The following is a 21,789-nucleotide window of genomic DNA, read 5'->3' as shown; positions in this document are numbered from 1 at the left end:
CAAACAAAGAAGAGAGTTGAGTCAGCACTATGCCTTTTGCACTTGGTCAACGTTGGATCAGTGATACTGAGAGTGAGTTAGGTCTAGGTACGGTTGTCGCTATTGAAGCCCGTACCATCACCATTCTGTTCCCTGTTTCCGGTGAAAACCGTGTTTATTCACGAGTGGACGCCCCGGTGACTCGCGTCATGTTCAACCAAGGCGATACCATCACCAGCCACGAAGGTTGGCAGATGCGTGTCGATGAAGTGCTGGAAGCACACGGTGTCCTGACTTATGTCGGTACCCGTCTGGATACTGAGGAAGAGGGCATCAGCCTGCGCGAAGTGATGCTGGATAACAAGCTGACCTTCAGCAAACCTCAGGATCGCCTGTTTGCCGGTCAAATCGACCGTATGGATCGTTTTGCCCTGCGTTATCGCGCGCTGAACCATCAGCGTGAACAATTCCGCTCGCCGCTACGCGGTCTGCGTGGCGCTCGTGCCAGCCTGATCCCGCACCAGCTGTACATCGCCCATGAAGTGGGTTGCCGTTATGCGCCGCGCGTATTGCTGGCCGATGAAGTGGGTTTGGGTAAGACCATTGAAGCGGGCATGATCATTCATCAGCAACTGCTGTCTGGCCGTGCTCAGCGCGTGCTGGTGATCGTGCCAGAAACCTTGCAACACCAGTGGCTGGTGGAGATGCTGCGTCGCTTTAACCTGCGCTTTGCGCTGTTTGACGAAGAGCGCTGCGCCGAAGCCGGTTTGGATGCGGAGAACCCGTTCGAGACCGAACAGCTGGTGATCTGCTCCTTGGATTTCATTCGTAAAAAGCGCCAGCGCTGTGAACAGGCGGCGGAAGCGGAATGGGATCTGTTGGTGGTCGACGAAGCCCACCATCTGGTGTGGAGCGAAGATAAACCAAGCCGCGAATATCAAGTGGTGGAAACTCTGACTGAAAATATCCCGGGCGTGCTGCTGCTGACCGCCACCCCGGAGCAGTTGGGTCAAGAAAGCCACTTTGCGCGCTTGCGTTTGCTGGATCCTGATCGTTTCCACGATTACGAAGAGTTCGTGGCCGAGCAACAGCAATACCAGCCGGTGGCCGATGCGGTTGCCGATATTACCGCCGGTAAGCCGCTGAGCGTGGAAGCGCAAAATCTGCTGACTGAACTGCTCAGTGAGCAGGATGTGGAGCCGCTGCTGAAAGTGATCAACGCGGCCGACGTGGATGAAACCGAGCGCCTGCTGGCGCGGCAAACTCTGATCAATAACCTGATGGATCGCCACGGCACTGGCCGCGTGCTGTTCCGTAACACCCGTCAGGGCGTGAAAGGCTTCCCGCAGCGCAGCTTAAACCAGATCACGTTACCGCTGCCAAGCCAGTATCAAACCGCGATCCGTGTGGCACGCCTGATGGGCGCGTCGAAGGTGGATGATCGCGCCCAGCAGATGCTGTACCCAGAGCAAATCTACCAAGCGTTTGAAGGCGAAAATGCCACTTGGTGGAACTTTGACCCGCGCGTGGAGTGGTTGCTGACCTTCTTGAAGAACAACCGCGATGCCAAAGTGCTGGTGATCTGTGCCAAGGCGCAAACGGCCGTGCATCTGGAACAAGCGCTGCGTGAGCGTGAAGCGATTCGTGCGGCAGTCTTCCACGAAGGCTTGTCTATCATCGAGCGCGACAAGGCTTCGGCTTATTTTGCGCAGGTGGAAGAGGGCGCGCAGGTACTGCTGTGCTCGGAAATTGGCTCCGAAGGCCGTAACTTCCAGTTCGCCAGCAATCTGGTGATGTTCGATTTGCCAATGAACCCAGATCTGCTGGAGCAGCGTATTGGCCGTCTGGATCGTATCGGCCAGCGTCAGGATATCCAGATCCATGTGCCGTGCTTGGAAGGCACCTCGCAGGCTCTGCTGTCGCGCTGGTTCCACGAAGGCTTGGATGCGTTCGAGCATACCTGCCCGACCGGTCGTCCGGTTTACGATGCGTTTGTCGAGCGCCTGATCCCATATTTGGCGGAGCCGGATAATCAAGAAGGCTTTGATGAACTGCTGGCCGATAGCCGCGCGATGCACGATAAACTCAAAGCGCAGCTGGAAAGCGGCCGCGATCGCCTGCTGGAGATGCACTCCAACGGTGGCGAGGAAGCGCAGACATTGGCCAGCGAAATTGCCGAGCAAGATGGCGATACCAAGCTGGTGAGCTTTGCCCTGAACCTGTTCGATATCATCGGTGTGCATCAAGAAGATCGCGGCGAGAATACCTTGGTGCTGGAGCCAACTGGCCACATGCTGGTGCCGGACTTCCCAGGTCTGCCATCCGATGGCTGTACGGTGACCTTCGATCGTGAAGTGGCGTTGTCGCGTGAAGATGCGCAGTTCCTGACGTGGGAACACCCGATTTTGCGTAACGGTATTGACCTGATCCTGTCCGGTGATACCGGTATGACCGCGATGTCGCTGCTGAAAAATAAAGCCTTGCCAGCCGGTACACTGCTGCTGGAGCTGGTGTATGTGGTGGAAGCGCAGGCGCCGAAGCACCTGCAACTGACGCGTTTCCTGCCGCCAACGCCGGTGCGTTTGCTGATGGATGTCAGTGGTAACGATCTCTCAAAATCGATTGGTTTTGAAGCGTTGAATCGCCAACTGAGCCCAGTGAACCGTCATACCGGCAGCAAGCTGGTGAACGCGGTGCAAAAAGAGATCCACGCGATGTTGACCATGGCCGAGCCGAAGGCTAATGAGCTGGCGCGGGTGGAAATTGATGCCGCGCGTAAGCTGGCGGACGACGTGATGACCGCCGAGCTGGATCGGATGTTGGCCCTGAAAGCGGTCAACCCGAACATCCGTGAGGATGAAATCAGCATGCTGGAACTGGGTCGTAAGCATGTTCTGCAGCATCTGGACGAAGCCAACTGGCGTCTGGATTCCCTGCGCGTGGTCGTGGTGACGCATCAGTAAGCGCTGCGAGCGGAGCACATTATGAGGAATGAGCCTGTGAAACCAACCGATACGGCGCCGCGTAAAGTGCGCAAGCCGACCGCCGAAGAGCGGGCCATTCCAAGTGGCGCGCCACCGCTGGAGGCCTATAACCCGCCGACCGATCCCTGGTTGCAGATCCTGTATCAGGACACGAGCATCATGGTGGTGAATAAGCCGAGTGGGTTGCTGTCGGTGCAAGGGCGCGCCGAAGAGCACCGCGATAGCATCATGCAGCGCATTCAGGCCGACTTCCCGTTGGCCGAATCGGTGCACCGGCTGGATATGGCCACCAGTGGCGTGATGGTGGTGGCGTTGACCAAGCAAGCCGAGCGCGAGCTTAAGCGCCAGTTTCGTGAGCGCGAGCCGAAAAAAGCCTATGTGGCGCGCGTGTGGGGACATCTGGCACAAGATGCTGGAGAAATCGACCTGCCGCTGATCTGTGACTGGCCAAACCGGCCGAAACAGAAAGTCTGCCATGAAACCGGTAAGCGGGCGCTGACCTTGTATCAGGTGCTCAGTCGCGATCCGGATGGCGCGAGCCGTGTTAAACTGACCCCCGTAACCGGACGCTCGCACCAGTTACGGGTGCACATGCTGGCGTTGGGACACCCTATCTTGGGCGATCGCTTCTACGCGCATCCCGATGCCTTAGCGATGGCGCCGCGTTTGCAACTGCACGCGCGTGAGCTGTCGATCACGCATCCGAAAACCGGCGAGCCGATGCACTTTTGCTGTGAGCCTGACTTTTAAGTGCAGGCCAGACGTACTGAAAGGAAAGATGATGATTCAAGTAGTTGGTCATAAAAACCCTGATAGCGATAGTATCTGTTCTGCACTGGTAGCTGCTGAACTGCTGAAAGCCCGTGGCCTGCAGGCGAAAGCCGTGCGTCAGGGTGATATCAACCGCGAAACACGCTTTATTCTGGAGCGTGCTGGGGTTGAGCAGCCAGAGATGTGCACTGGTGTTGCCGGTCAGAAAGTGTGGCTGGTGGATTACTCCGATCTGGCGCAAGGTCCAGACGATCTGGCGCAGGCAGAAATTCTGGGTATCGTTGACCACCACCGTCTGGGCGACGTGACCACGGCGCAGCCGCTGGAAGCGTGGATCTGGCCGGTAGGCTGCACCAACACCATCCTGTTCAATCTGTTCCGTATGGAGCAGGCCGAGATCACCCGTCCGCTGGCGATTCTGATGATGTCTGCCATCATCAGCGACACCGTGGGCTTTGCGTCACCAACTTGCACCGAGAAAGACAAAGAAGCGGTGTATGCGCTGGCTAAACTGGCTGATATCGCTGATCTGGATCTGTTCATCAAAGACCTGCTGATTGCTAAGACTGACATCGAAGGTCTGTCTGCGGCGGAGCTGGTAGAAAAAGATCTGAAAGGCTACCCACTGAACGGCCGTGACGTGGTTGTCGGTCAGATTGAGCTGGCGACACTGGAGCAAGTAGACGGCATGCTGGATGCGCTGAATGCGGATCTGCAAGCGCGTTGTGATAACGAAGGTCTGGCACTGGCCGCGCTGATGCTGACTGACATCACCACCGCGACTACCCGTCTGCTGTACAAAGGCGAATGGTCTGCCAAGCTGGATGCGCATGCTGACAACGGCGTACTGATGATGCAAAACACCCTGAGCCGTAAAAAGCAAGGTTGGCCGTGGCTGCAGCAGGTTCTGGCCTGATCGCATTGCGTGATTGTATCGAGTGGCCAGTATCGAGTGACTCTATAGCGTGACTGTATAGCCATCGTCACTTCGGTTTAAGGCAGCCTGCGGGCTGCCTTTTTATTGGCGCAACCGCGCTGTCGCACGAGGTTGTCGCACGAGATAGTTGGGCTTTTATTAAGAACTAATCGATATGATTTTCTTCATGTTTTCCCGAGTCTCGCTATAAACCGCACTTTTTTTATTAACGCTGCAAATACGCGCATATGGCAGGACATATTTGCTTGCACAACGAGGCAATTGGCGGCATTTGCTGACAGATAAACATGCGTAACAGGTCTATGTTTATTAACAACGAACGGCATTACCGTTAAGTTATTTGAACATGGAGATTGGTTATGAAAGTTGATATTTCACTGCCCGATGCCAGCCGAGAAAAAATTGCTGACAGCTTATCCCATCTGCTGGCCGATACTTTCAGCCTGTATCTGACCACCCACTATTTCCACTGGAACGTGAAAGGCATGCGTTTCCGCCCAATGCACCAGATGCTGGAAGAACAATATAACGAAATCTGGAATGCGCTGGATGAAATCGCTGAACGTATCCGTGAACTGGGCTTTGAAGCCCCCGGCTCACTGAGTGTGTACAGCAAAATGAGCACCTTGCCAGAGGCGCGTAGCGGCATGAACAACGCCGAAATGCTGGAGTTCTTGGTCAAAGGCCACGGCCAAGTGATCGAACGTATTCGCGGGATTTACCCACTGACCGGTGAAGTGAACGATGGCGCTACCGGCTCTTTGCTGGATGACCGTTGCAGCGCCCATGAAAAAATGGCGTGGATGCTGCGTAGCATGCTGGAAGAGTAATCGGCATCGTTTGACGGACTACCTTGTATCGCTCATCAACGCGATTACGCCGGAACGCTTGTGCGTCCCGGCGTTTTGTTGTCTGCGCTTATTTATTTGTTCGCGCTTTTGCGCTCAGCGCTTATCACGCTAACAGCATGCAACATCTTTGCTCGTCAGGATCTCAACTTTTCTTAGCGACTTATTCGAACGGATTAGGTCATAATCACTGATAGATGACACGGTGTTTTCGAGCAATTCAAAACAAGAAATACAGACCGGCCTGGCCGGATTAAGGATGAACTCTCATGCGGCTATTTTCTGATTTTTGGCGCTATCTGGGGCAATATCAGCACCGGTTTCTGCGCGTTTTGCACCTGACACTGGCGGCGCTGGTCATTCTGCAAATCCTCAACAGCAACGGGATGCAATTTACCGCCGAAGGCGCGATTAGCGCAGGGGTAGTCGCTCCGCTGTTTGTTTGGATGCACATCGGCATGGGCTGTACCGCGTTAGTGTTAGGGCTGTTACTGACCTTACATTGCCTGTTTTCTCGCGGATTACGCTATTTCTTTCCCTACTTGTGGGGGGATTTTTCCCAGCTGAAAGCGGATTTGCGCACCCTGTGGCAACGTCGACTGCCCGAAAGCGCCGCCGGTGGCTTAGCGCCTTGTATTCAAGGCTTAGGCTTAGGCGCGATTTTGCTGGTGGCCGGCTCTGGATTTACGTGGTTTTTACTGTGGCGCACCGGCTCTGTGTGGGCGCCGGATCTGAAATCCGTGCATAAAGCACTGACCGGTTTGATTGAAGCTTATTTGGTCGGTCACGGTGGCATGGCGTTACTGCACTTTTTCTTCTGGCGGCGTAACCAAGCGAAAACCGGTTCGTCAGTCGTATGATTCGAGCTCTTTTTGGATCTCTTGCTGGATCCACGAGAGCACCTTACCGTGATACGCGGCCGGTGAGGCATAGGCCGCGTAGTCACGCCACTGCATGCTGAATTTGTGTTTTAGCACCCGCAACTGATCTTGGCGTAGCTGCGTTTTAATCAGCGGGATGGGCAAAATCGCCCAGCCGAGCTTATCCATTACCGCATCACGCATCATCTCAAAGCACGATAAACCAATGTGATCGCCACTGACTGGCAGTAAGGTTTTCACCGATTCATGGTCGGCATACGACAAGGTGATTTGGGTATGCGATTCCAGATCGCTGTGTTGCACGCGCTTGAGCAGTGCCAGCGGGTGCTGCTTTTCCACCACCATCATGGTGCGTAGCGGGTGTAACACCTCGATTTTGAGCGAGGTACTCTCTTGCTCTTCGGTCAATAGGCCAAAGGCTGCATCCACAATGCCATCTTCCACCAACTGCGGCAGCTCCGGCGGTGAGGCCAACACCAAAGATACACTGGTACCGGAGAAGGTGTGTTTCAGATCCCCCAGCAGACGCCGCCAAAAGACTTCCGATAGCGCATCATCACGGGCAATACGCAGCACCGCTTCTGCTCCCGAGGCGTAGTGCTGGCATTTTTGTTCGATGATGTAGGCAATCTGCAGGATACGCTCGCTGTCATCCAAAATTTGTTCGCCGATCACCGTGAGTTCAGTGAGGTTGGAACCGCGTTCAAAAAGACTGACGCCCAAGCTGTCTTCCAGCGCGCTGATAGCGGTGCTGACGGTGCTACGACTTTTGTTCAGACGGCGCGCCGCTTCGGTGATCGAACCGCTATTTGCCGCTTCTACAAACATTTCTAACTGCGAGAGTTTCATATGTGTCTCCGGGAGCCTCTCGCTGATAGTAGAGAATGTAAATAATGTGTCAAATGTTAGCGTCGGAAAAATCGACGCTGAGCGATTGGAATTTGCATGGTGGCACCGGTAGAGTAATTCCTGTGCCGGAACATCTCAGTGACGAGAGTAAGGCGCTAAGGAAATCAAAGGGTACTATCATGTTATTCGCGTGGATGTTTTTACTACTGGCCATCATGACCGAAGTGGCGGGAACATCGTCTATCAACAAAATTATCGAAAACGGTTCATTAGCAAGTTATCTCCCAATGTGGCTGGGCATTTCGGTGTCGTATTTCTTCCTGTCCAAGGCCATTAAGCGCATCCCAATTGGCATTGCCTATGCGCTGTGGGAAGGTGTCGGTGTCACCCTGATTACACTGGTCTCTGTCTTTTATTTTGGCTACGACCTGTCGCTGCAAGAGATGGTAGGTCTGGGGCTGGCCGTTACGGGGATCGTGATGGTGAATGCCGGTGAGAGTCATCCGGAGCAGGCGGAGGAGGGCGCATAATGGTACATATCGGATTTGTGCTCGCAGCGGCGCTGCTGGATGTGGCCGCCAATATGGCGCTGAATAAATCACGTGGCTTTAAGCGTAAGCGCTGGGGCGTGTTATCGCTGGTATTGGTGATGAGTGCCTTTACCCTGCTGACCGAAGCGGTACGTGGGATGGATTTGGCGGTCGCCTATGCTTCATGGGGTGCGATCGGTATTCTGGGTACTGCCATTGGTAGTTGGCTGATCTTCAAAGAAAAATTAAAGCCAATTGGCTGGGCTGGCATTGCCGTGATCGCGTCGGCCGTGGTGATTATGCATACCGCATGAGTTCAATGCACATGATGGCGATAAAAAAGGTAACCCTGCGGTTACCTTTTTTATTATCTAGCGTATGTTTATTATCCAGTGCATGAGCTATCTGCCACTATTCGGCCTGACTCACCCATCACCCATCATCCATCACCTATTAGCGTAAAAACGCCGGTTGAGCCTGTTCATAACGCGTGATCGCGTCCGCATGTTGCAACGTCAGCCCGATGCTGTCCAACCCGTTTAATAAGCAGTGGCGATGGAACGGATCAATCGGGAAGTGGACACTAAACTCTTCGGCTCCGCCGCTAACGCGCACCGTTTGCGAGGCCAGATCCACGCACAGCTGCAAGCGGGTATGGGCGCGCTGCAGGGCAAACAACTGCTCAATGGCGGCCTCCGGCAGTCGCACCGGTAGCAGCTGATTGTTGATAGCGTTGCCATAGAAAATATCGGCAAAACTCGGCGCGATGATCACTTGAAAGCCGTAGTCGGCCAGCGCCCACGGCGCATGCTCGCGCGAGGAGCCGCAACCGAAATTTTCGCGGGTCAGCAAAATGGTGGCATCGGCAAACTCCGCTTGGTTCAACACAAAGTCCGGATTGGGTTGTTCGCCGGCATCATCCAGAAAACGCCAATCATGGAACAGGTGGCGACCAAAGCCGACGCGGGTGACCTTTTGCAAAAATTGCTTAGGGATGATGGCATCGGTATCGATATTGGCGGTATCCAGCGGAGCCACATAGCCGCAATGTTGAGTAAATCCTGTCATCTTGACTCTCCGCTTCAGTGTGACTCGTTCAAAGTGCGAATATCAGCAAAGCGACCGGTCACCGCCGCTGCGGCGGCCATCGCTGGGCTGACCAAATGGGTACGACCACCGCGCCCTTGTCGGCCTTCGAAGTTACGGTTACTGGTGGAAGCGCAGCGCTCACCGGCGGCCAGTCGGTCATTGTTCATCGCCAGACACATCGAGCAGCCCGGTAAACGCCACTCAAAACCGGCATCGATAAAGATCTGATCCAAGCCTTCGGCTTCCGCTTGCGCTTTCACAATGCCGGAGCCGGGCACGACTAATGCCTGCACGCCGTCGGCCACTTTACGCCCTTTGGCAATGGCGGCCGCGGCGCGTAAATCTTCAATGCGCGAGTTGGTGCACGAGCCGATAAAGACTTTATCGATGCGTACCTCAGACAGCTTTTCACCGGCCTGCAATCCCATATAGCGCAGGGCTTTTTCCGCCGAACTGCGTTCATTGGCATCGGCAAAGCTCTCTGGCGTTGGTACCGGCTGGTCGATAGCGATCACTTGCCCCGGATTTGTCCCCCAAGTCACTTGCGGGGCAATCTCAGCCGCTTGCAAGGTAATGATGGCATCAAAGTTGGCATCGGCATCGGAGTGCAGGGTGTTCCAGTACGCGACGGCGGCGTTCCAATCGCTGCCTTGCGGCGCAAATGGACGCCCCTGTAAATAGGCCAAGGTGGTGGCATCCGGCGCAATCAGGCCGGCTTTAGCGCCCAGCTCAATGGCCATGTTGCACACTGTCATGCGGCCTTCCATGCTCAGCGCTTGAATCGCCTCACCACAAAATTCCACCACATAACCAGTTCCGCCGGCATGACCGATGCGGCCAATGATCGCCAGCACGATATCTTTCGCCGTGATCCCCGGTGCGGTGTGGCCTTGCACCTCGATTTTCATGGTCTTGGCACGGCCCTGCTTCAGGGTTTGGGTGGCCAACACATGCTCGACTTCCGAGGTGCCAATACCGAAGGCCAGCGCGCCAAACGCACCGTGGGTGGCGGTGTGGGAGTCGCCACACACAATGGTCATTCCCGGCAGGGTCAGCCCTTGCTCCGGGCCCATCACATGCACGATCCCTTGATTCGGGTCATCCAAATCGTACAGAGTGATGCCAAATTCGGCGCAGTTTTTGGCCAGCTCTTGCATCTGAATACGAGCCATCTCGCCAGAGGCGGCAATATCCCGCGTCAGGGTGGAGACGTTGTGATCCATGGTGGCAAAGGTTTTGCTCGGTTGGCGTACCGGACGCTGCATTGCGCGCAGGCCATCGAAGGCTTGCGGCGAGGTCACTTCATGCACCAGATGACGGTCAATGTACAACAGTGGCGTTTCGCCTTCGGCGGCGTGGACGACATGGGCGTCATACAGTTTTTGGTATAAGGTTTTAGCCATCTCAGCACTCCTTAGGCATTGGTGATGGCAGCGGCAATGCAGCTACCCATTTCAGCGGTACTCACCGCAGGGCCGTTACCAGCCAGATCGGCGGTGCGGATCCCGCTGGCCAGCGTTTGGGTCACCGCGTGCTCGATGGCTTGCGCCGCTGCTTCTTCCCCCAAGCTGTAACGCAGCATCAAGGCAGCCGACAGAATTTGAGCAATCGGGTTGGCAATATTTTTTCCGGCGATATCCGGCGCCGAGCCACCAGCGGGCTCATACAGACCAAAACGGCTGGCATTGAGGCTGGCCGACGGCAGCATGCCCATGGAACCGGTGATCATGGCGCACTCGTCCGACAGAATGTCGCCAAACAAGTTAGAGCACAGCAGCACATCGAATTGATCCGGCGCTTTGATGAGCTGCATCGTGGCGTTATCGATATAGATGTGTTCAAGTTGTACATCCGGATACTCGCGGGCGACTTGGCAGACCACTTCGCGCCACAGCAATGAGCTTTGCAGCACGTTGGCTTTATCCACCGAGGTCACTTTATGGCGGCGGACGCGCGCCGCTTCAAAGGCCATGCGAGCGATGCGCTCAATTTCGGGGCGGTAGTAAATTTCGGTATCAAAGGCATGTTCTTGCGCGCCGCTGCCAGCACGGCCTTTTGGTTGCCCAAAATAAATGCCACCGGTCAGCTCGCGCACACACAGGATGTCAAAGCCGCGGGCAGAGATATCGGCACGCAGCGGGCAAAAGCTTTCCAAACCGCGGTATAAAGTAGCAGGGCGCAAGTTACAAAACAGTTGGAAGTGCTTACGCAGTGGTAGCAGCGCACCACGCTCTGGTTGCTCGGCCGGTGGCAGGTGTTCCCACTTCGGGCCGCCTACTGAGCCAAACAAAATGGCCTGCGCCGCTTCACAACCGGTGATGGTGGCCGCCGGCAGTGGTGTGCCGTGGCGATCAATGGCAATGCCGCCGACATCGAATTCTTGCAGCTCAAATTGCAGTGCAAAGCGCTGCGCCACCGCGGCCAGTACTTTACGCGCTTCTTGCATCACTTCGGGGCCAATCCCATCGCCTGGCAAAACGGCGATCCGGTAATTCCCTTTCGTTTCAGTCATAGTCCCTGTCATGGTTGTGAGGCCTCAATATTACGTTGCTGAATTCGTTGTTTTTCTTCTGAAACTCGACCGGCGCGGTGAATGGCATTCAACACATGCACCAACGCTTGCGCCGAGGATTCAATGATATCGGTGGCCAGACCCACGCCGTGAAAGCGTCGTCCTTGATAATCGGCCACGATGTCGACTTGTCCGAGGGCATCTTTGCCTTGGCCTTTGGCCGACAGCTGATAATTGACGATTTGGATTTCGTAACCGGTCAGGCGGGTGATGCACTGATACACCGCATCCACCGGCCCGTTGCCGGTGGCCGCCTCAGACACGGCCTCTTCACCACAGCGCAGACGCACCGACGCGGTGGCCATCACGCTGCCGCCCGATTGCACGCTCAGGTAATCCAAGCGGAAATGCTCGGGGTCTTCTTGCTGCATATTGATGAAGGCCAAGGCTTCCAAGTCGTAGTCAAACACCTGACCTTTTTTGTCAGCCAGCTTCAAGAACGCGGCGTACAGGCTGTCCAGATCGTAGCTGCCTTCGCTGTAGCCCATGGCATCCATGCGGTGTTTCACCGCAGCGCGGCCGGAGCGGGACGTCAGGTTCAGCTGATTTTGGTTCAGGCCAATCGACTCTGGCGTGATGATCTCGTAGGTCGACTTGTTCTTCAGCACGCCATCTTGGTGAATACCCGATGAGTGGGCGAACGCATTGGCACCGACAATCGCTTTGTTCGGTTGAATCGGCATGTTGCACAGCTGACTGACCAACTGACTGGTACGGTAAATATCTTGATGATGGATGTTGGTGTGCACATTCAGCAGATCGGCGCGGGTGCGGATGATCATGGCGATCTCTTCCAACGAGCAGTTACCGGCGCGCTCACCAATGCCGTTAACGGTACATTCAATCTGGCGCGCGCCCGCTTGCACCGCCGCAATCGAGTTCGCCACCGACAGCCCCAGATCGTTATGGCAGTGCACCGAAATCACCGCTTGATCGATATTCGGCACCCGATTAAACAGAGTCTCGATGATGCCACCAAACTGGCTGGGGATGGTGTAGCCGACCGTGTCGGGAATATTGATGGTGCGAGCACCGGCTTTAATTGCCGCCTCCACTACGCGGCACAGATTATCAATCGGGGTGCGGCCAGCGTCTTCGCAGGAAAACTCCACATCATCGGTATAGCGACGCGCGCGGGTTACCGCGTGCACCGCCATCGCCAACACATCATCAAAACTGCGGCGCAGTTTCGACTCGATATGCAGTGTCGAGGTGGCAATAAAGGTATGGATACGAAAGGCCTCAGCCACTTTCAGGGCTTCGGCAGCGACATCGATATCTTTGTCTACCGCGCGGGCCAAGGCGCAGACGCGGCTGTGCTTGATATGCCGAGCGATGGTTTGCACCGATTCAAAATCGCCCGGCGATGAGACCGGAAAACCGACCTCCATCACATCAACCCCAAGGCGCTCGAGGGCATAGGCGATCTGCAGTTTTTCTTTCACGCTCAGGCTGGCTCGCAGAGCCTGCTCGCCGTCGCGCAGCGTGGTATCGAATATGATCACCTGATTGCTCATGGTGGCGCTCTCCTTCCTTAAGTTGCGTTCAATCCCTGTCGTCACGCGGAAAAAAAAGCCCGCGCAGACGGCGCGGGCTTGGAGGTGGATGTCTGAACTTGCTGCACTGTAACGTTAAGACAAACCTCGAGCGGACCCGCGCTGGTGGGCAGCGAGTAGCAGTAGGTTTAGAAACAGGGCGCGGATGTTCATCATTATTAACGTATCTCGGTCTATATCGTGGCCGTGGCTGGCGTGCTCAGGTTACATCGTTTCGGGTAACGCTGGCACGGGGACGCAAACGGCGGAAATTTAATCGCTTGTGTTATGTGATACTTCAGATGTTGTATCCGTGTCAACCGTTTGCTGCAGCGGAAATTAAACTGCTGCAAAAACATCAAACAAATGTCATGTCCGCTTTATAGGGTGAACACAGGCTGAAACTGCGTATTGCGCGCGGTGCCGCATTGATTATCCGGGAGCTGAATATGGCCTTGTCACGCTTGTCGCCGCGCTGGCGTCTGCAACAGTTGGATCTGGCGCTCTCCACGTTTTGTCTGTGTCACCGTTTTAATCACCAGGTTGCGCGGGTGTGTCGCCTGATTTCCCGTACCGGCGATGGTCCTTGGTATCTGCTGTTGGCGCTGGTTTTGCTGCGCTGGGAGCCCGTGCATGGTGCGGCGTTTTTTACCGCGCTGCTGCTGGCATTTGCCATCGAGCTGCCGCTGTACTGGCTGCTGAAAAATGCCATTCGCCGTCATCGGCCATTGGATTTGCCTTGTTTTATTGTCCCCTCCGATAAATACAGTTTGCCCTCTGGTCACACTGCGGCCGCCTTTTTAGTTTGCGGCTTGATTGCAGCGTACTACCCGCTGTGGCTGTTGCCGGCCTTGTGCTGGGCGGCGTTGATTGGGCTGTCACGGGTGTTACTCGGCGTGCATTACCTGACCGATATTGTGGCCGGCGCACTGCTCGGCTTGAGCTGTGCCAAACTGGCGCTGGAGTGGTTATGAAACTGTTATATGGCATTCAGGGCACCGGCAATGGGCATTTGTCGCGGGCGCGTGAGTTGGTGCCGGCGCTGCGCGCGCAGGGGATTCGGGTGGATGTGTTGTGCTCTGGGCGCGCTGCCGACGCCTATTTTGATATGCAGGTGTTTGGTGCGTATCAGGTGCGGCGAGGCCTCAGTTTCATCACCCGCGCCGGGCGCGTGGATATGCGGCAGACTTGGCAACATAATCGGCTGCGCGAGTTTATGCGCGATGTTCGTGCGTTGGATGTCGGCAGTTACGATGCGGTGCTCAGTGATTTTGAGCCGGTAAGTGCTTGGGCTGCGCGCCGCGCTGGGGTGCCGAGTTTGAGCGTCAGCCATCAGGCCGCCTTTTTAGCGCCGATCCCCACCGAAGGCGATAACGCGTTCAACCGCTTATTGATGCGGCAGTTTGCTCCGGTGCAGCACAGTGTCGGTCTGCACTGGTTTCACTACAATCACCCCATTTTACCGCCGATTATCGCCACGCGCTGTACCGATGCGGTGACAGACAATGGCCGCGTTCTGGTGTATCTGCCTTTTGAATCGCTGAGCGAAATCAGCGCGTGGTTACAGCAGTGTCCGCAGACGGGCTTTGATTGTTTTCACCCTGAGGTAAAGAGTGAAGTTGTAATAAAAAACATCAGGTTAAAGCCACTTTCTTTACATGGGTTTCGCCGCGCCTTAACGGCGTGCCATGGCGTGATCGCCAATGCCGGCTTTGAGCTGCCGTCGGAAGCGATGGTGCTGGGAAAGAAGTTGCTGTTAAAGCCGCTGTACGGCCAGTTTGAGCAGCAAAGCAATGTGCTGGCATTGGAATTACTCGGTCTGGCTACGCGTCTGTTTACACTGGATACGCCGTCGTTACTGCGCTGGCTAGCCAGCCCCGCTGCAGGGCGGGTGTGCTTTCCCGATGTCGCGCAGGCGGTTGCCGCTTGGGTGGCGGAAGGGCATTGGGATTTTCCCGCCCGACTGAGCCAGCAGTTATGGCAAGCAGTGCGCTTTCCATGTGGTGTAGCGGAAAACGTACAAAGTTGGCTGCCAGACTCGTCGGCAGTGATGACTTCACCGCTATCTTCTACTTAAAAAGCCATACAAATCAGCTGGATGACAAAATCTTATCCTGCATATCCCTCATATTGTGAGGGATAAGGCATAAACAGACGTTTAAATCCTTTTCTTCCACAGATAAGTTCAGTTACACTTGTTGTCAGCTAAGCGTACACTTGTACGCTGAAATCCTAAGAACTGAATAAGGTGGAAAATGCAAGGTTATCACCTGATCGAGCGAATTCAGGATCAGATTACCCGTAACCCAGCCAAGGTTGCCATGCGTGATCAGCAGGGCAAGAGCTGGGTTGATATCTGCTGGCAGGATGTCAATCAGCGTCTGCGCGCCACCGCCCGAGCGTTACTGAGCCTCGGTGTTGGCGTGCAAGAGCGCGTCGCAATTTTTTCCCAGAACATGGCCGAGTGGACCATCACTGACATGGCCATCTTGCACCTGCGTGCAATCACGGTACCTATTTATGCCACTAACACTGCCGCCCAAACGGCTTATGTGTTGGATGATGCTGAAATCCGAATTTTGTTTGTGGGCGAGCAGGCGCAAATGGATGCCGCCATCGAACTGCAGGCGCTGTGTCCACAACTGGCGCACATTATCGCGCTGGATCCGAAAGTCGATCTTAAAGGTTGCAGCATCGCCTGCCATCTGGCCGATTTCCGCCAGCAAGGCTGCCCTGAGTGGGACAGCGTGTTGGAGCAGCGGATGGCCGAGCGTTCGTTAGACGATCTGTTCACCCTGATCTACACCTCCGGTACCACCGGCGAGCCAAAAGGCGTAATGCTGGATTACCGCAGCATCGCGACTCAGCTGCATTTGCACGATGAGCGCTTAAGCTTGAGCGAAGAGGATGTCTCCATGAGCTTCCTGCCGCTATCACACGTGTTTGAGCGGGCGTGGTGTTTCTACGTGCTGCACCGTGGCGCGGTGAACGTGTTCTTGCGTGATCCGCACAAAGTGCAGGCCGCCATTGGCGCTGTTAAGCCGACCGTGATGTGCGCTGTACCGCGTTTTTACGAGAAAGTGTTCAGCGCAATCCAAGACAAAGTGGCCAAAGCGCCGCTGTTGCGTCGTCTGATGTTCCGCTGGGCGGTGAAAACCGGTGAACGTCATTACTGGTGTCAGCGTGAAAATCGTCAACCGTCGGCATTGCTGGCGGCCAGTTTCCGTATGGCGGACAAGCTGGTACTGAGCAAACTGCGCGGCGCGCTGGGCGGTCGTACTCGCTTTATGCCAACCTCTGGCGCCAAGTTGGATGACAAGATTAACCTGTTCTTCCAATCCATCGGTATCAACATCAAGTACGGCTATGGCATGACCGAAACCTGTGCCACCGTTTCGTGCTGGGAAGATGACGAATACCGCTTTGGCTCGATTGGTACACCGTTGCCGGGCGTTGAAGTGCGCATTGGTGAGGAAAACGAGATTCAGGTGCGTGGTCCAACCGTGATGCGTGGTTACTTCAATAAGCCAGAAGAAACTGCCCGTACCTTTACCGAAGATGGCTGGCTGAAAACCGGTGATGCTGGTCAGCTGGATGCGCAGGGCAACCTGTTCATTACCGAGCGCATCAAAGATTTGATGAAAACCTCTGGCGGTAAGTACATTGCGCCGCAGATGATCGAAGGCACCTTGGGCCAAGATCGCTTCATCGAGCAGATCGCGGTGATCGCCGATACACGTAAGTTCGTGTCGGCGCTGATCGTGCCATGCTTTGAATCGCTGGAAGATTACGCGCGTAGCGTCAACATCAAGTATCAAGATCGCATGGAGCTATTGCGCCATAGTCAAGTGATGGAGATGTTTGAACAGCGCCTGAAAGCGATGCAAAAAGAGCTGGCCCGTTTTGAGCAAGTGAAGCGTTTTACGCTGCTGCCAGAAGCCTTCACGATGGAGCGCGGTGAGTTAACACCAACGCTGAAGTTGCGCCGTAAGATCATCACGCAGCGCTATGAGCGTGAAATTGAAGCGATGTACGACTAAATCACGTTTAAACTACGTCGCTAATTTGCCTATGTCGGCGGCACTCAAGAATGAGTGCCGCGCGGCTGACTAAAAACCACCGCTTTCGCGCGGTGGTTTTTTTGTGCCTGTTTTTCGATTGTCTTTTCTCTGCGCTTTCCCCCATTAAACCTGCCGCAATTTTCGCCTTTGCTAGTGTATTTCACTGCTAATTACTCTTATTGCAATTGTTAATCGTAAATATCGCCTTGGTGAGCGTTTTGTTTTGGATTAATTGGTTGTAATGATGGACTTTGTTACAAAATCAACGTTAAAGTGGATACGGATCCGTCTTCGTTATCAGGCGGAACAGGGAATACAGCGACAAGTCATTCGTCAGAGGGACTTACGACACAAAAAATCCAACCGGGAGGCAGACGTATGGAGATGTTGTCAGGGGCCGAAATGGTCGTGCGTGCATTGCACGATCAGGGGATCAAACATGTTTTCGGCTATCCGGGTGGTGCGGTGCTCGATATTTATGATGCACTGCATACCCTTGGTGGGATCCAGCACGTGCTGGTCCGGCACGAGCAAGCTGCCGTGCACATGGCCGATGGTTATGCCCGCGCCACCGGCGAAGTGGGGGTGGTGCTAGTCACATCCGGTCCCGGTGCCACCAATGCCATCACCGGTATTGCGACTGCGTATATGGATTCTGTGCCGATGGTCGTGCTGTCCGGTCAGGTGGCGACCAGCCTGATTGGTAATGACGCCTTCCAAGAGTGCGACATGGTCGGGATCTCCCGTCCGGTGGTTAAACACAGTTTTCTGGTCAAGCGCACCGAAGATATTCCGGTGGTGATGAAAAAGGCCTTTTATCTGGCCAGCTCCGGCCGCCCGGGTCCGGTGGTGGTGGATTTGCCGAAAGACATTCTTAACCCCGCCAACAAGTTGCCGTATGAATATCCACAGAGCGTCGAGCTGCGCTCTTATCACCCGAACGTCAAGGGGCATACAGGGCAGATTAAAAAAGGGCTGCAGGCATTGCTGGCCGCTCGTCAGCCAGTGATCTATGCCGGTGGCGGGGTGATCAGCGCCAACTGTCACGCCCAATTGGCGGCGTTGGCCAAGCGTTTGAACTTGCCGGTCACCACCTCTTTGATGGGGTTGGGGGCGTTTCCGGGCGACGATCCGCAGTGTTTAGGGATGCTGGGTATGCACGGTACCTACGAAGCCAATATGGCGATGCATCATGCGGATCTGATCTTTGGTATCGGCGTGCGCTTTGACGATCGCACCACCAATAATTTAACCAAGTACTGCCCGCACGCCACCATCTTGCACATCGATATCGATCCGACCTCGATCTCGAAAACGGTCGGCGCCGATATTCCGATCGTCGGCAGTGCCGATAACGTGCTGAACAAAATGCTGGCGTTGCTGGATGAGAGTGATGATGCGGTCGCTCAGCAAGCGCAGGCGCGCAGTGACTGGTGGCATCAGATTGCTACGTGGCGCGCCCGTGAGTGTCTGAACTTTGATACCAGTGGGCCAAAAATCAAGCCGCAGGCGGTGATAGCTGCGCTGCATAAACTGACCGGCGGCGATGCCTACGTGGCTTCTGACGTTGGTCAACACCAGATGTTTGCCGCTCTGTATTACCCGTTTGCCAAACCGCGCCGTTGGATCAACTCTGGCGGTCTTGGCACCATGGGCTTTGGCTTCCCCGCTGCCATTGGCGTCAAGATGGCGCTGCCGGAAGAGCAAGTGGTGTGCGTGACCGGCGATGGCAGTATCCAGATGAATATTCAGGAGCTGTCCACCGCGCTGCAATATGACGTGCCGGTTAAGATCATCAACTTGAATAACCGCTTCTTAGGTATGGTGAAGCAGTGGCAGGACATGATCTACAGCGGTCGTCATTCGCACTCGTATATGGAGTCGTTGCCGGACTTTGTCAAAATCGCCGAAGCCTATGGCCATGTGGGGATTGCGATCCGCACGCCTGATGAGCTGGAAAGCAAACTGACTCAGGCGCTGGCAATGAAAGATCGTCTGGTGTTTGTGGATATCACCGTGGATGAGACCGAGCATGTCTATCCGATGCAGGTGCGTGGCGGTGCCATGGATGAAATGTGGTTAAGTAAAACGGAGAGAACCTGATGCGCCGAATCTTGTCTGTATTACTGGAGAACGAGTCCGGGGCGTTGTCACGGGTGGTCGGGCTGTTTTCTCAGCGTGGTTATAACATTGAAACCCTGACTGTCGCGCCGACCGAGGATGCGACCTTATCGCGGATCACTATCGTGACCGCGGGCGATCAAAGCGTGCTGGAGCAGATCGAAAAGCAGCTGCATAAGCTGATCGATGTGTTGAAAGTCAGTGACTTAAGTCAAGGCGCACATGTCGAGCGTGAGTTGATGCTGGTTAAAATGCAAGCGCCCGCGAGCGTGCGTGATGAGCTCAAACGGATGAGTGATATTTTCCGCGGCCAGATTGTGGATGTGACCGGTACGTTGTATACGGTGCAATTAGCCGGTACCAGTGACAAACTGGATGCTTTTTTAGCGGCGGTTAAAGAGCATACCGATATTGTGGAAGTGGCGCGTTCTGGGGTAGTCGGAATATCACGCGGTGAGCGGTCAGTACATAATTAATACGTATTGTCATAACATTGACTGTCGTTTTATGCGGTAGCGCAAACAATAAAGGGGAAATCATTCCCCTTTATTCATTTATTCTGTTAGGCCAGTGCGTTTATTTTTTCCAAATAATGAATAGATTCTTTCATTAATTCGAGTGCGCGCTGTGAGTGTCGTTCCGTTAATTCAATCGCCAGAGGGATATTGCGATCCAGTACGGCCTGCATTAATTTTTCATGTTCGCCATTGTCGTGATAGCGCTGAGCGTAATCGAGACGAATATTGACCCAGATATGACGATAACGCGCCATCTGCTCCAATATATTCTCCATAAATTCCAGCATCTTGGGGCTGTTACAACCGGAGAGCAAAGAAAGGTGAAAGTGGTTGTGTCGCTCTTCCCACTCATCATAGTCGATGTCTGGGTTGGCCGGATCATCAATGCGTGCCAGTTTGTGGTGACTGGTGATTACATTGAGCTCCCACTCCTCATCCCCTTGTTCGATGGACTTGGTCAGTAGGATGCGTTCGAGGGTGTAGCGAGTATCCAGAATATCTTCCAATTCGGCAATCGAAACTGGGGCTACCCAGCAGCCTTTTTGTGGCTCAATATAAACGAATTTATTCCACGATAATTTAATTAAGGCTTCGCGAATGGGTGAAGCGCCGACGCCATAACGTTCTTTTAATTCCGCGACAACCAGTTTTTGACCTGGCTTTAATATTCCTAAGAGAATATCTTTTTTGATGACCTGAAAAATTTGATCCGTAATTGTTGGACTTGACACTCTTCCCCCCTGAAAGCAATACTTGTGTGATAAAATACTGCTTTACTTTGTACGACAAGCATAACTTCCCTGTCTTATAGCAGGGGGGCGCGGGTATATCAAAAAATTACATAAAAAATGTGAGCAACGAATAATTAATTTTCTGCCGTGTGAACCGCTGTTATTACGATACCCATAAAGCATGATCTAAGGCAGTTTCTCGCCGGAAAAAGGTATTGCATCCGGCCTATGTTATACGGTTAGATCTTGATTATTCATCGATCTCATCAGAAGGGGATGGTAGTGAAGCTGGATGAGATAGCCAGACTGGCTGGCGTGTCACGCACTACAGCAAGTTATGTCATTAACGGCAAGGCAAAACAGTATCGTGTCAGCGATAAAACGGTCGAGAAGGTGATGGCAGTGGTGCGTGAGCACAACTACCAGCCGAACGCCGTTGCTGCGGGTCTGCGTGCCGGTCGGACTCGCTCTATTGGCCTGGTGATCCCAGATTTGGAGAACACCAGTTATACCCGTATCGCCAATCATCTGGAGCGTCGTGCGCGTCAGCATGGCTATCAGTTATTGATTGCCTGCTCCGAGGATAAACCGGAAAACGAAATGCGCTGCGTCAGCCACTTGCTGCAGCGTCAGGTAGATGCACTGATTGTGTCGACTGCGTTGTCGTCGACACATGAGTTTTATCAGCAGTGGGCGGGGCGCGATCTGCCGATCATCGCTCTCGACCGTGCGCTCGATCCGCAGCACTTTATTAGCGTGGTCGGTGCTGACCGCGCCGATGCGGAAGTGTTGTGCCATGAGCTGCTCAGTCAGCCAGACGTGAAGTCGATTGTGTATGTCGGCGCATTGCCAGAGCTGTCGGTGAGTCAGCTGCGTGAGCAGGGCTTCCGTCAGGCCTGTGAAGGGGATAAGCGTCAGGTCACCTTCTTGCATGCGGCTAGCTATGAGCGGGAAGCGGCGGCAAGCCGTTTTGCGGCGTGGCTGAAAGAGAACCCGCTGCCAGATGCGCTGTTTACCACCTCGTTTGCCCTGTTGCAGGGGGTGTTGGATGAGATTATTGCCCGTTTTGGCAAGATCCCACCTTCGCTGACCATTGCCACGTTCGGTGACCACGAGTTGCTGGATTTTCTCGGCTGTAAAGTGATGTCGCTGTCGCAGCGTCACCGCGATGTGGCGGAGACAGTGCTGAAGCTGGTATTGGATAGCTTGGACGGTACCGAGAAGCCGCAACCGGGGATGACCCGTATGCAGCGTCAGCTGACGTGGCGTGGCACTCTGAGCCGTTTGCACGCACAGGATGCGTCAGCGGCGGCGGAGTAATCAGTTGTCGCTAACGCGCTAACGGCAAGATGCACAAAACAAAAAAGCCAGCAATCTGCTGGC

General features: G+C 54.6%; 19 protein-coding genes. 13 read left to right on the top strand and 6 right to left on the bottom strand.

Going from position 1 to position 21,789, the window contains the following annotated elements; all coding sequences use genetic code 11:
* The first annotated feature begins 29 nt into the window (after nucleotides 1-29).
* The 5 genes from rapA (at nucleotide 30) to NCTC9997_RS13020 (ending at nucleotide 6,379) form a co-directional block, all read left to right on the top strand.
* Nucleotides 30-2,942 (top strand): RNA polymerase-associated protein RapA, encoded by a 2,913-nt coding sequence (gene rapA, locus NCTC9997_RS13040; protein ID WP_047706740.1) that lies wholly within the window; start codon nucleotides 30-32, stop codon nucleotides 2,940-2,942.
* Nucleotides 2,943-2,963: 21 nt separating this feature from the next.
* Nucleotides 2,964-3,713 (top strand): bifunctional tRNA pseudouridine(32) synthase/23S rRNA pseudouridine(746) synthase RluA, encoded by a 750-nt coding sequence (gene rluA, locus NCTC9997_RS13035; protein ID WP_071596491.1) that lies wholly within the window; start codon nucleotides 2,964-2,966, stop codon nucleotides 3,711-3,713.
* Nucleotides 3,714-3,741: 28 nt separating this feature from the next.
* Entirely contained in the window at nucleotides 3,742-4,650 is a 909-nt protein-coding gene (locus NCTC9997_RS13030; protein ID WP_197665213.1) for a manganese-dependent inorganic pyrophosphatase, read from the top strand.
* Between the two features lie 380 nt (nucleotides 4,651-5,030).
* On the top strand, nucleotides 5,031-5,501 hold the full coding sequence (locus NCTC9997_RS13025) for a Dps family protein (RefSeq protein ID WP_010864694.1): 471 nt from the start codon (nucleotides 5,031-5,033) through the stop codon (nucleotides 5,499-5,501).
* Between the two features lie 287 nt (nucleotides 5,502-5,788).
* Entirely contained in the window at nucleotides 5,789-6,379 is a 591-nt protein-coding gene (locus NCTC9997_RS13020; protein WP_010864693.1) for a cytochrome b/b6 domain-containing protein, read from the top strand.
* Here NCTC9997_RS13020 and NCTC9997_RS13015 read toward each other — a convergent pair.
* Nucleotides 6,368-7,249 (bottom strand): LysR family transcriptional regulator, encoded by an 882-nt coding sequence (locus NCTC9997_RS13015; RefSeq protein ID WP_010864692.1) that lies wholly within the window; start codon nucleotides 7,247-7,249, stop codon nucleotides 6,368-6,370. The genes NCTC9997_RS13020 and NCTC9997_RS13015 overlap by 12 nt on opposite strands.
* Nucleotides 7,250-7,428: 179 nt before the next feature.
* Between NCTC9997_RS13015 and NCTC9997_RS13010 the strand changes: the two genes are divergently transcribed.
* On the top strand, nucleotides 7,429-7,779 hold the full coding sequence (locus NCTC9997_RS13010) for an SMR family transporter (RefSeq protein WP_010864691.1): 351 nt from the start codon (nucleotides 7,429-7,431) through the stop codon (nucleotides 7,777-7,779).
* Nucleotides 7,779-8,093, top strand: coding sequence for an SMR family transporter (locus NCTC9997_RS13005; RefSeq protein ID WP_010864690.1), 315 nt, complete (start codon nucleotides 7,779-7,781; stop codon nucleotides 8,091-8,093). Before NCTC9997_RS13010 ends, NCTC9997_RS13005 begins: the two co-directional genes overlap by 1 nt.
* A 139-nt stretch (nucleotides 8,094-8,232) precedes the next feature.
* Here NCTC9997_RS13005 and leuD read toward each other — a convergent pair whose 3' ends face one another.
* The 4 genes from leuD to leuA are packed head-to-tail and all read right to left on the bottom strand — an operon-like array spanning nucleotide 8,233 to nucleotide 12,957.
* On the bottom strand, nucleotides 8,233-8,847 hold the full coding sequence (gene leuD, locus NCTC9997_RS13000; RefSeq protein ID WP_064978219.1) for a 3-isopropylmalate dehydratase small subunit: 615 nt from the start codon (nucleotides 8,845-8,847) through the stop codon (nucleotides 8,233-8,235).
* Between the two features lie 14 nt (nucleotides 8,848-8,861).
* Nucleotides 8,862-10,271 (bottom strand): 3-isopropylmalate dehydratase large subunit, encoded by a 1,410-nt coding sequence (leuC, locus tag NCTC9997_RS12995; protein ID WP_064978218.1) that lies wholly within the window; start codon nucleotides 10,269-10,271, stop codon nucleotides 8,862-8,864.
* An 11-nt stretch (nucleotides 10,272-10,282) separates the two neighbouring features.
* Nucleotides 10,283-11,380: a 3-isopropylmalate dehydrogenase gene (leuB, locus tag NCTC9997_RS12990; RefSeq protein ID WP_064978217.1), complete on the bottom strand. Its 1,098-nt coding sequence runs from the start codon at nucleotides 11,378-11,380 to the stop codon at nucleotides 10,283-10,285.
* A gap of 8 nt (nucleotides 11,381-11,388) precedes the next feature.
* Nucleotides 11,389-12,957 carry a 2-isopropylmalate synthase gene (leuA, locus tag NCTC9997_RS12985; protein ID WP_010864686.1) on the bottom strand — a complete coding sequence of 523 codons (1,569 nt, stop codon included), beginning with the start codon at nucleotides 12,955-12,957 and terminating at the stop codon, nucleotides 11,389-11,391.
* A gap of 467 nt (nucleotides 12,958-13,424) precedes the next feature.
* Here leuA and NCTC9997_RS12980 point away from each other — a divergent pair, with 467 nt between their 5' ends.
* From NCTC9997_RS12980 to ilvN, 5 genes are all read left to right on the top strand, one after another.
* The gene (locus NCTC9997_RS12980) at nucleotides 13,425-13,949 is read left to right on the top strand and encodes a phosphatase PAP2 family protein (RefSeq protein ID WP_039045776.1); all 525 of its coding nucleotides are present in this window, start codon (nucleotides 13,425-13,427) and stop codon (nucleotides 13,947-13,949) included.
* Nucleotides 13,946-15,052 (top strand): MJ1255/VC2487 family glycosyltransferase, encoded by a 1,107-nt coding sequence (locus tag NCTC9997_RS12975; protein WP_064978216.1) that lies wholly within the window; start codon nucleotides 13,946-13,948, stop codon nucleotides 15,050-15,052. Before NCTC9997_RS12980 ends, NCTC9997_RS12975 begins: the two co-directional genes overlap by 4 nt.
* A gap of 178 nt (nucleotides 15,053-15,230) precedes the next feature.
* The gene (locus tag NCTC9997_RS12970) at nucleotides 15,231-17,015 is read left to right on the top strand and encodes an AMP-dependent synthetase/ligase (RefSeq protein WP_010864683.1); all 1,785 of its coding nucleotides are present in this window, start codon (nucleotides 15,231-15,233) and stop codon (nucleotides 17,013-17,015) included.
* Between the two features lie 399 nt (nucleotides 17,016-17,414).
* Nucleotides 17,415-19,139 carry an acetolactate synthase 3 large subunit gene (gene ilvI, locus NCTC9997_RS12965; RefSeq protein WP_064978215.1) on the top strand — a complete coding sequence of 575 codons (1,725 nt, stop codon included), beginning with the start codon at nucleotides 17,415-17,417 and terminating at the stop codon, nucleotides 19,137-19,139.
* Nucleotides 19,139-19,633, top strand: coding sequence for an acetolactate synthase small subunit (gene ilvN / locus NCTC9997_RS12960; RefSeq protein WP_010864681.1), 495 nt, complete (start codon nucleotides 19,139-19,141; stop codon nucleotides 19,631-19,633). The genes ilvI and ilvN overlap by 1 nt, the downstream gene beginning before the upstream one ends.
* A gap of 86 nt (nucleotides 19,634-19,719) precedes the next feature.
* On the opposite strand, the gene NCTC9997_RS12955 is transcribed toward ilvN, so the two are convergent.
* Nucleotides 19,720-20,406 carry a GntR family transcriptional regulator gene (locus NCTC9997_RS12955; protein WP_010864680.1) on the bottom strand — a complete coding sequence of 229 codons (687 nt, stop codon included), beginning with the start codon at nucleotides 20,404-20,406 and terminating at the stop codon, nucleotides 19,720-19,722.
* Between the two features lie 282 nt (nucleotides 20,407-20,688).
* On the opposite strand from NCTC9997_RS12955, the gene cra reads away from it, so the two are divergent.
* Nucleotides 20,689-21,726, top strand: coding sequence for a catabolite repressor/activator (gene cra, locus NCTC9997_RS12950; protein WP_036770611.1), 1,038 nt, complete (start codon nucleotides 20,689-20,691; stop codon nucleotides 21,724-21,726).
* Nucleotides 21,727-21,789 lie beyond the last annotated feature (63 nt).

It is taken from the genome of Plesiomonas shigelloides (assembly GCF_900087055.1).
GTDB lineage: Bacteria > Pseudomonadota > Gammaproteobacteria > Enterobacterales > CAMTGL01 > Plesiomonas > Plesiomonas shigelloides.
The sequence above is the reverse complement of the archived record's forward strand: the minus strand, read 5'-3'. Positions and strand labels throughout refer to the sequence as shown.

Coding starts and splice junctions, on each gene's coding strand:
- rapA (WP_047706740.1), top strand. CDS start 30: ATGCCTTTTGCACTTGGTCAACGTTGGATCAGTGATACTGAGAGTGAG.
- rluA (WP_071596491.1), top strand. CDS start 2,964: ATGAGGAATGAGCCTGTGAAACCAACCGATACGGCGCCGCGTAAAGTG.
- NCTC9997_RS13030 (WP_197665213.1), top strand. CDS start 3,742: ATGATGATTCAAGTAGTTGGTCATAAAAACCCTGATAGCGATAGTATC.
- NCTC9997_RS13025 (WP_010864694.1), top strand. CDS start 5,031: ATGAAAGTTGATATTTCACTGCCCGATGCCAGCCGAGAAAAAATTGCT.
- NCTC9997_RS13020 (WP_010864693.1), top strand. CDS start 5,789: ATGCGGCTATTTTCTGATTTTTGGCGCTATCTGGGGCAATATCAGCAC.
- NCTC9997_RS13015 (WP_010864692.1), bottom strand. CDS start 7,249: ATGAAACTCTCGCAGTTAGAAATGTTTGTAGAAGCGGCAAATAGCGGT.
- NCTC9997_RS13010 (WP_010864691.1), top strand. CDS start 7,429: ATGTTATTCGCGTGGATGTTTTTACTACTGGCCATCATGACCGAAGTG.
- NCTC9997_RS13005 (WP_010864690.1), top strand. CDS start 7,779: ATGGTACATATCGGATTTGTGCTCGCAGCGGCGCTGCTGGATGTGGCC.
- leuD (WP_064978219.1), bottom strand. CDS start 8,847: ATGACAGGATTTACTCAACATTGCGGCTATGTGGCTCCGCTGGATACC.
- leuC (WP_064978218.1), bottom strand. CDS start 10,271: ATGGCTAAAACCTTATACCAAAAACTGTATGACGCCCATGTCGTCCAC.
- leuB (WP_064978217.1), bottom strand. CDS start 11,380: ATGACTGAAACGAAAGGGAATTACCGGATCGCCGTTTTGCCAGGCGAT.
- leuA (WP_010864686.1), bottom strand. CDS start 12,957: ATGAGCAATCAGGTGATCATATTCGATACCACGCTGCGCGACGGCGAG.
- NCTC9997_RS12980 (WP_039045776.1), top strand. CDS start 13,425: ATGGCCTTGTCACGCTTGTCGCCGCGCTGGCGTCTGCAACAGTTGGAT.
- NCTC9997_RS12975 (WP_064978216.1), top strand. CDS start 13,946: ATGAAACTGTTATATGGCATTCAGGGCACCGGCAATGGGCATTTGTCG.
- NCTC9997_RS12970 (WP_010864683.1), top strand. CDS start 15,231: ATGCAAGGTTATCACCTGATCGAGCGAATTCAGGATCAGATTACCCGT.
- ilvI (WP_064978215.1), top strand. CDS start 17,415: ATGGAGATGTTGTCAGGGGCCGAAATGGTCGTGCGTGCATTGCACGAT.
- ilvN (WP_010864681.1), top strand. CDS start 19,139: ATGCGCCGAATCTTGTCTGTATTACTGGAGAACGAGTCCGGGGCGTTG.